This is a genomic window from Acinetobacter sp. CY79, assembly GCF_059515845.1.
This window is the reverse complement of sequence record NZ_JCAKMY010000055.1, coordinates 1-9,336: the sequence shown is the minus strand read 5'-3', so window position 1 is coordinate 9,336 and position 9,336 is coordinate 1. Positions and strand designations below refer to the sequence as shown.

Genomic DNA, 9,336 nt, shown 5'->3' with positions numbered 1-9,336 from the left:
TGTTATTCCCAAGTAGAAATGTCCTACCTAATAACCAAATAGAAATGTCCTATATGGACATTTCCAAGTCAAGCACAGGATTCAGATTTCGTTGTTGAACTGCTGTTTTCTGTGCTCGTCTACGTGGCATCTTTTGTGAACGATTGCGTTTGTTTTGTTGTTCCAGTTGTTCATGCTGTTGTTGAATATGTGCCAGCACAGAACCCAAACGTTTATTCTCAACAATCTCTCGCTGATTCAGCTGACTTAATTTATCGAAGAGGCTGTAATTGATCTTTCGACCATCATGCATGAGGGCTACAGTACCATCCGGGTATTCCAGGAACTCAAGATACTTACCGATCAATCTTTGATTTTCTTCGCTGTTTTCCAAGATATATACGCATTTATCATAAGTAATCGTCAAGCTGTTGGTGACCCTGCGGGGTTCACGCCAGGTAAAAACATCATCTAATTCTTCGGCTGTTTCAGTGATAGTCCGGTGCAGATCCTTGGGATTAAAGGCCATCTTGGCAAATTTACGATTAAATTGCTCAATAAAGCACGGCAGCCACTTATTGGCATCTGCAATCGAACTGATGCCTTCCAGACGCATCTCTTTGATCAGACGGTCCTGAAGCGTTCTATTGGCGCGTTCTACACGGCCTTTGGCTTGAGGGGAGTTAGCGAAAATGATATCGATATTGAGAGTGCTCAGAACACGTCCAAACTGGGTAATCTTGGTGTCTTTCTTGCTGCTTTGATTCACCCTAAAAACTGAATGTTTGTCACTGTAAAATGCCAATGGCTTACCATGCTGTTCGATATATAAACGTGTCGAAATCATATAGTCAAAGGCTGACTCTGACGCACAGAAGCGTAAATGCTGCAATTTTCCTGTGGCATCATCGATGAATACTAGCAGACAGCATTTAGGTGCTCGACCTTCAAACCAATCATGGTGTGAGCCATCAATTTGGATCAATTCACCATAACAATCTCGGTTATAACGAGGCTGATATGGGCGTTTCAGGCGCTTGCAGCGAGGAATCCATAAATCGGCTGCAATCATCCAGGAACGCAGGGTTTCTACTGAAAGATCGAATCCATGCACGGTGGTGAGCTTTTCATGCGCTAAAGTGGGTCCGAAACCATAAAGTTGATCTGAAACAATATTGAGGCACTTAAGTCTGAGTTCTTCAGGAAGTTTGGAATTGCTGATTTGGCCACGACCGGCATGGGCTAATGCAGCGGGACCTTGAGCTTTGTATTTCTGCAGTAAGCGTCTGATCTGACGTTCTGAGATATGAAGTAGCTGAGCAGCCTGGGATTGAGTTATGCGTTGATCACAGATTTCCTGCAAGACCGACAATCGTTTAAGTTCTTTATCCGACATAGACACCAACATATCAAACCGTCCGCTAAGGAAATTGCAAAAATGCATATTCTAAAAGCGGACATTTTTACTTTGGAGAAACCGGACATTTCTATTTTGGGCTTACAATTGGAGTTCGCATAATGCCCATTATGTTAAATGGAGATGTAACAGTTTAAAAATTAGAATTAAATTAACATTTTTAAAGAGATAAATTTTGCAAAAAAATCATAAAAAAGCTAAACCCTGAACTTTAAGATTATGCATAATCAATTTAGGTATATTAAAAAGGTTAAACTTAGATGGATCCTTCGCCGGGTACAAACTTTAAAAAAAGCAAAACTTCTCTTAGATTTTTAGAGGAGATGGTCTAATGGAATTCTTGTTAGATCCTGGAATTTGGGTAGGCTTACTCACCCTGATTGTTTTAGAAATTGTTTTAGGTATCGATAACCTAGTCTTTATTGCCATTTTGGCAGATAAACTTCCTCCTGAGCAGCGTGATAAAGCTCGTATCATAGGTCTATCCTTAGCATTGTTAATGCGTTTGGGCTTATTGTTTGCAATTGCTTGGTTAGTCACTTTGACCAGACCATTGATTACAGTCTTTGACTGGACCTTCTCTGGTCGAGATCTGATTCTCTTATTTGGTGGTTTATTCCTGCTTTATAAAGCAGTCAGTGAATTGCATGAGCGAATGGAAGGTAAGACAGAAGTACATGTTACAACCAATGTTGTATATGCAAGTTTTACAGCAGTTGTAGCTCAGATCGTAGTGTTAGATGCCGTGTTCTCATTAGACTCGGTTATTACCGCGATTGGGATGGTAGATAATATTTATGTGATGATGGTGGCTATGATTGTAGCTATGGTTGTCATGTTGGTTGCATCTAAACCCCTCACCAGTTTTGTAAACCGTCACCCTACTGTAATTATCCTCTGCTTAAGTTTCTTGCTCTTAATTGGTATTAGCTTAATAGCAGAAGGCTTTGGCTTCCATATTCCAAAAGGTTACATCTATTCGGGTATCGGTGTTGCAATTGTGATTGAAGCTTTTAACCAGTTTAGCCAACGCAACGCAACAAAGCATGAATCAAAAATCCCATTACGTCATCGTACTGCCGACTCAATTTTAAGATTGATGGGTGGAAAAATGGAAACGGTCTCAGATAGTCCTCGTCATGCTGAAGCCCAAGAAGCATTTGCGGATGAAGAACGCTATATGATTGGAGGGGTACTTACCCTAGCTGAAAGATCGGTTGCTTCTATCATGACTCCACGAAGTCAAATCTCCTGGATCAATGTAAACGAGACACCTGAAAAAATCCGTGAACAGGTACTATCTGTCCCACACAGCCTATTTCCCGTTTGTCGAGGTAGTTTGGATAAAGTCTTAAGTGTCGTTCGTGCTAAAGAAATATTAGAAGTACTGGATGATCAGGAACAGCTGAAGGCACTAATTAAACGTCATCGTCCAATTTTCATTTTTGAAAACATGAAAGTGATTGATGCGATTAATACTTTACGAACGTCTAAAGGTTCATTGGTTTTAGTCAATGATGAATTTGGTAATGTACAAGGCTTAATTTCACCGCTTGATGTATTTGAAGCAATTGCAGGTGAATTTCCTGATGCAGACGAACAACTAGATTTGGTGAAGCTAGATGACCACACATGGAAAGCATCCGGCATGTTAGATCTTTATCAGCTTGAACTCGTATCAGGATTAGATCTGGTAGAGTACGATGCAGGCTATATTAGTGTTGCAGGGCTGATTCTGGATAAATCTAATGGTGTGGTAGAGGTTGGATCAACGCTAGATTATCAAGGTGCACACTTTGAAGTAATCGAACTAGAAGCCAATCATATCAAGACTGTTATGATTACTTTAAGGTAATGAGCAATTGAAAAAGCCCTCATAAAATTATGGGGGCTTTTTGATTCAAGCTATTCGTTCGTTAATAAAGAAATTTCGGCTGGAGTATAGCCACGCTCATATAGAATACTTGTAATAGCTGCTCTAATGTTTTGACAGTTAGATTTCTTATTTTTTTTGAGTAAGTCCAAATCACTATAACCGCTTAAGTTATATTTTAATTCGAGGACTTTCGAATTTGGTGATGAATAAAGAGAATGTAAAAACTTACGTATTCGGGGGCGCATATGGGGCTTAATCAGGAAATGAAATATCACTTTATCGTATTTTAAAACAATAAAAAAGTAGATAAGTAAAAAATTCTACAATACTTAATTTAGAAATTTTAACTTAAGTATCAATATCTTAATCAAAGTTAAGCTGATACTCATCAGTCGTAATCTTAATTTTCAGATTTTTATATTTTCTTTTAGTTGAACTAAGAGCTGAATTAGTGACCTCTTCATAAAATTTAGGATCATTCATGAGATCGTGAAATAACTTATATCCAATCAATACCTTACTGGTATCTTTGTTTTCTTTTAACGTATTTTCGATGAGTTGATCTAAATCTGTTACTGAAAAATTATGCATATTACGCTCTATAGTATCTTTCTGATAGAACAATACAGACTTAGCAATAGGATTTAAAGCTTTATTAGACAATTGATATTTATGAAATTATAAGAAAAATAATATATTAGTTTTATCTATGTAAAGTTAAGATTTCCTAAAATTAACATAATACACCTTATACGAAATGCTTTGATTTATCCCTTCTAAATCATTAACTTATACCAAGCCGTTCCAGGGTTCAGCGCACTGGAACGGCTTTTTCATGATTATTCACGTTCCACGGCTATTCTTTGATCAATGTTTCACGCTTTTGATTAGCTCAGTTGAATAATTCCTTTAGCCATTTGGCAAGAAAAACCGGCTTAACCACCCTCTTTTCGGCTGCTCCGGTTCAACCTGTTCCGGCACGGGAATCCGCTTATTTTCTGTCTGCTCTGGATTAGCTAATACCTCAGAGCTATTCTGTCGAACAGTCTGATTTGTATTGATTGTAGTATCCATTGCAGACTGGTTTTGATCTTCTTGTTTAGATGGCTCTAGGACACCTTTAAACTCAATTCTATGAGTAAGATCTTCGATATGTTGCATCAAAGACTTTTCTCTTTGATTTGCTAAATCCAACTGATTTTTAAGTAAGGTGATTTGATCTTTTAGAACAGTTTCAACCTCAGATTGGACGTGTACAGGTACATCCTTCTGAACTTGTTCAGTGCGTGTACTGGACTGAACACCGACAGGATTGCCATAAACTCTGATAAGTTCAGATAAGTCTATAAGTCCATCATGATCTCTTGATAATTCACCATTTTTTAAAGCCTCATATATTGTTGTACGTGATTTTTTAAAGGCTTTACTTGCGTCCATAACGCTAAATTTTGTTGTGTTCAATGTAGTCCCTCAGTGCATGTACACGGATGTTCATCTGAACATCCTACCTGAACATGAAATTTATTTTGTGCTAAATCCTACCTTTCTAAGATATGGTAAAAGTTCTTCAAATTTCTCTTTGTCTTGTAACATTTCAGCAATTCGAACTGCAAATTGTGCATAGCTTTCTGTACCTTGAGAATATTTATTCATGTCTGGAAGCTCAGAAAGCTTATTTGCAAAAAGGTGACGTTGTGCATCTGTCATTTTTGAGAACAGACTCAGAGTAGTCGGAGTTTTTCTATCAGTGTTAACGACTTTTTGTTTAAAGGTAAATGAAAATCCAATAATTGAACGCCCACGTTTATGCTGCTCATACTGGGCAATAATATCTGTATGAGTGTTAATTTGACTGATAGCTGGTTCTAAAACCCGTCTTTTAAATAATTCCATACGCTGATACTCGTTTTCCAACACGCCAATACGATTTCGAAAATCCTGTAAATCAATAATTGGGGTCTTTTTTGTACTACGCCAAGAAATTATTAATTCATATAGGCGAACTGCATATGGGCTATTTAAATTACTGACTTGCTCTATCTCGTAACTCGTAAAATGTTTCTCTAAATTAGTAATTAGCGGTAAAACGACAGGTGAAAATGTGATTTCAACTGTTGCTGTCGAATCAATATAAGCAATATCAGAAACCCATCGGCTAGTTTTTTGGGCAATACCTTTTACTCGTTCTTCTTGATAACTGAAACGTCTTTCAAAAAGATTTTTAGCAGCTTCTTTTAGTGCAAGATAAGAGGCCTGCCTAGTAACATTGAAAGTTATTTCATAACTTTCAGCTGGAATTTGAACTGGTTTACCGTACCAATGATCAATATCCCAACTTAAGTCGCCACTTTTTCTTGCAACAATAATTGCAAGTATCATCAATCGTTGCTCAACTAGACTTAATGAATAACTAGCATTTATAAGTACATTATCTTTTACTACAAATTCTCTTTTCAAAATAAAGCACCGTTAATTATTATTGGTGTTAATACACCATAAAAAATATATGGTGTCAAATGGTAAGTAAACGGTGTCATATTGGTAAGTAAACGGTGTCATATTGGTAAGTAAACGGTGTCATATTGGTAAGTAAATGGTGTCATATAGTTAAATAATTATATAAATATCATTATATTAAGTAACCATAAAAGATTTAAAAATATTAAATTTAATTAAAAAGAGTTAAAAAAATTGCCCTATGTTTTCGCTACGCTCAAACTCTATTGAACTTCGCTTACGCTCAGTTCGAAGGGGCAATTTTTTTGGTTAATCTCGTTATTACTTCAAAAAAGCAAAAGCAACTCGGAATTCGCTTCGCTCATAAGTTTTTTTATGCTCGCTTCGCTCGACCTAGAAGCAAATTAAATCTGTTCGCACCCTTCGGGATGCTCTGTATCTATATCTCAGCCACAAAGGGGAGCTTGTAATCAGAGAAAAAGCATGGCGAAAATTTTAATTGGGTCTGTTCGCTCGTAGACACTCGCTCTGTAAGGCCTGAATAAAGCCAGATAATTTTAAAAACCAGGACCACCATAATCATAATCATCAGATTTTGGCTTTGGCTGTTTGGGTTGAACCGGTTGAGGGGGCTTATTCTGCATGGGTAATGAATACTTTGGCTGGGAATGCACTTCAAACTCAAAACATGGGGTACTGTTACGTCTTGAGTCTTCTAGTTTTTCATTCATTTCATAGATGGACCAAGCCTCTTGTTTGAGTATAGGGCCTTGGTTTTTGATAATTTCATTCAAATCATTTTTTAGTTTGTCCTTATTTTTTGCATTCTTGATTAAGTAATTCAGGTAATACATCACTTCCAATGATGAAAATGGGTTGTTTTCAGCACTATAAAAATATTCATGTTGTTGATCTAAGTATTTTTGCCGTTCTTCTAGTTCTCGTTCTTGCTGGTTGTGTTCTCTGATCTTTTGGATCTCTGCTAGGTATTCAGGGGTCGCATTTTGTTTGCCAACACCGAGTTTCGGTTCTGGAAGGTACAAGGTACTGTGGATCTCATTGTATTTTTCATAGCTGTCTGCTGAAACTTGATTCTTGATGGTGATGTCTTGGCCATCCAGATGGTAGGTGATAGTGGGGCAGTATTTGGCCAGGGCATCATTGAGATGGTTTTCCCATTGTTTGCGGATATAGATTAGGAAAGCGGAATAGTCTTCGTGATTTTCTTGGAGTTGGATCTTCTTTGCACCGCCTTTTGATGGGTCTTTTGCGTTATAGCGTTTGAAATACTGTTCGGCTGTTCGTTCAATACCGTCATCGGCTTTCAATGAGAACATTAGGTGACAGTGGGGCTGATCTTCGCCACTGATGCGCGATTTTACGTTGTGTATGGCGTATGAATGCGGATAGTTGCGGTTAGCTACATGTTTTTCTAAAAACGTCTCTATGAGCATTTTACGCTGTTCTGGCGTGAATTCATTTGGTAGGGCAATTTCGTATTCCATATATGCTTTGGCATTGGCACGCTCATAAGTGTCTGCTGCTTGCCAAAATGCGATCGGATCTTTCACGAAGGCAGGCATACAATGGCCAGCTTCAATGTGTTCTATGGTCTCATTACTGGTTTTTCGGATACCTTCGTATTGCATGAGTCTGGAAATGTAGAGGTAATGGCCTAAGGCATAGCCTTTGTTTTTACTTTTGACGCTGAAATGGTAGCTGGCCATACGTACCTCTGTTGGGTTGATACCGATTTTTATGCAGTGAAACGAAATAAAAAGTGTCCGGATTTTGAATGCCTCAATGGCTGAAAAACCGGTAAAAGAGGGTCAAGGGAGATATGCTCCCTTGCGTACTAGTTTCTCCAATAGGTAGAAACTGTCAAGTGCGAATTATTTAAATTAAAAATAAATTTTCTTTTCAAGAAAATTTATTTTTAATTTAAATAATTATTTTCAGACTGCCCTATGTAAATATGGTAAAACCATATTTACATAGGTTGCAGCTCTGAAATTTGGCGGTAGATGATGACTCTCGAAAAAACAAAAAAACGTGGTAGACCTGCTCAATTACTTAAAGTTGCAGAGTTACATTGCTTTGTGGAATTTTTACTAGAGAAAGATCCTCGGACCGAATTACAAAACCAGGTCATTGATGTATTACAAGCCGAAGACTTTAATTTTGAGTTGTTGTCTGAAGCACAGCAGATTTTAGTGAAAGAGGCTTTAAAACCCTATCGCGAACATCTAAAGATCACATTGTTATTTGAAGAGTTGAACAATCTGCCTCTTAAAACTGAATATGAACAAAAAATCGTAGATCTGTACCAGGATGATCAAAAGGGAAATTTAGATCTAGCTGAACGTAATATTCTAAAAACGATGTGTACGCGCTATTACCGTTTCAAGGCTCAACAACTGAAATTGAAGGATCTTGAGCTTTATTTGAGTCAGATCCAAAAAAAGGATGCAGGTAAAAAACGCAAAGCAGAGAATCAACTTAAATTTGAGCTAGGCGGGGCAGTGTTAGCAGCCTTTAAGAAACTAAATAAAGAAATGCCAGAAGATAGGAGTAAGGTCACAAATAGTATTGTAAATAATGCGAACTTTTGGAAAAAAGTTTCTAAAACAAAAATTTATAGTGCCATTTCTACAAAAGAATCTACATATTTTGAGGACATTGAATTATTTATTAAAGTTATAGACGGTTTGGCTTCCTACAGTTACGACGGTCAAAAGTTATTTGAATATGAAATATTAAAACAAAAAAAAATAGATAAAAAATAGTTCTATTCATTCGCTCTGAAAAGGTCATCAAACGTTCCAGATGTTCAACTTCAGTTCTTAAATATTTTTATTTATGAGCTAAATATGCTGAAACCCAACCAAACGAAATCTGATTTTTAAAATTTTGCTAGGATTTGCTCAATCTACATATTTTGTGGGTTCTGATGGTGTGGGTGGAAGGATTAAGCGACGCTAGCGCACCACGGATTAAGTTGTTACTAGGGAATATCGACAAAGCAACAACGTGATGAGTAGTTCAGAAAAGCTTTAAGTTGTATGTTGGGGAAACCCTCACAGAGAAAAGTGATCTGTTCGGTTTGAGAACGTGTCGATGCGGTGTGTGAATCGTAATCTCAGCCTATGTAGGAAAGCACAATTACCTACTGCCGTGGACGACCGATGCGTGGCTCCGTCAGCCCAAAATTGGTATTCACCAATTAAAATGTCTATGCGATAAACCATTTAAAATGTCCTGTTTTTAACGACAAGAGTCAAGCACAGGATTCAACTTTCTTTGTTCAATACCGGCTTTCTGAGCTTTACGACTTGGCATACTTTTGTTTGTTCTTGAACGTTTATTCTGTTTTTCCAATGCTTCATGCTGCTGTTGAATATGCGCTAGAACTGAACCTAAACGTTTATTTTCAACAATCTCATTTTGCTGTAGCCCAGCCAATTTATTGAAGATGCTGTAGTTGAGCTTTCGTCCTTGATGCATGAGGGCCACAGTCCCATCCGGATACTCTAGAAATGAAATATATTGCCCAACTAATTTCTGGTTTAATTCAGTCGGTTCAAGCATATAAATACATTTGTCATAG

At 37.4% G+C, this 9,336-nt stretch carries 7 protein-coding genes and 1 pseudogene; 2 read left to right on the top strand and 6 right to left on the bottom strand.

The annotated features are described in order from the left end of the window. Window positions 1–49: 49 nt before the first annotated feature. Window positions 50–1,375: an ISNCY family transposase gene (locus AC5YCE_RS15180; protein WP_496172362.1), complete on the bottom strand. Its 1,326-nt coding sequence runs from the start codon at window positions 1,373–1,375 to the stop codon at window positions 50–52. A gap of 352 nt (window positions 1,376–1,727) precedes the next feature. Between AC5YCE_RS15180 and AC5YCE_RS15175 the strand changes: the two genes are divergently transcribed. Further along, window positions 1,728–3,251: a TerC family protein gene (locus AC5YCE_RS15175; RefSeq protein ID WP_496152853.1), complete on the top strand. Its 1,524-nt coding sequence runs from the start codon at window positions 1,728–1,730 to the stop codon at window positions 3,249–3,251. 384 nt (window positions 3,252–3,635) lie between these two features. Here AC5YCE_RS15175 and AC5YCE_RS15170 read toward each other — a convergent pair whose 3' ends face one another. The 4 genes from AC5YCE_RS15170 to AC5YCE_RS15155 form a co-directional block, all read right to left on the bottom strand. Further along, window positions 3,636–3,863 (bottom strand): hypothetical protein, encoded by a 228-nt coding sequence (locus AC5YCE_RS15170; RefSeq protein WP_496126898.1) that lies wholly within the window; start codon window positions 3,861–3,863, stop codon window positions 3,636–3,638. Window positions 3,864–4,181: 318 nt separating this feature from the next. Continuing rightward, complete coding sequence (locus AC5YCE_RS15165; RefSeq protein ID WP_496152857.1) at window positions 4,182–4,709, bottom strand: plasmid replication DNA-binding protein; 528 nt, start codon at window positions 4,707–4,709, stop codon at window positions 4,182–4,184. An 84-nt stretch (window positions 4,710–4,793) separates the two neighbouring features. Continuing rightward, entirely contained in the window at window positions 4,794–5,729 is a 936-nt protein-coding gene (repM, locus tag AC5YCE_RS15160; RefSeq protein ID WP_496152854.1) for a replication initiation protein RepM, read from the bottom strand. A 557-nt stretch (window positions 5,730–6,286) separates the two neighbouring features. Further along, entirely contained in the window at window positions 6,287–7,456 is a 1,170-nt protein-coding gene (locus AC5YCE_RS15155) for a MobA/MobL family protein (RefSeq protein ID WP_496152855.1), read from the bottom strand. Window positions 7,457–7,756: 300 nt separating this feature from the next. Here AC5YCE_RS15155 and AC5YCE_RS15150 point away from each other — a divergent pair, with 300 nt between their 5' ends. Further along, on the top strand, window positions 7,757–8,515 hold the full coding sequence (locus AC5YCE_RS15150) for a hypothetical protein (protein ID WP_496152856.1): 759 nt from the start codon (window positions 7,757–7,759) through the stop codon (window positions 8,513–8,515). A 478-nt stretch (window positions 8,516–8,993) separates the two neighbouring features. On the opposite strand, the pseudogene AC5YCE_RS15145 reads toward AC5YCE_RS15150, so the two are convergent. Then, a pseudogene (locus AC5YCE_RS15145) lies at window positions 8,994–9,336 on the bottom strand (ISNCY family transposase); the annotation flags it as partial.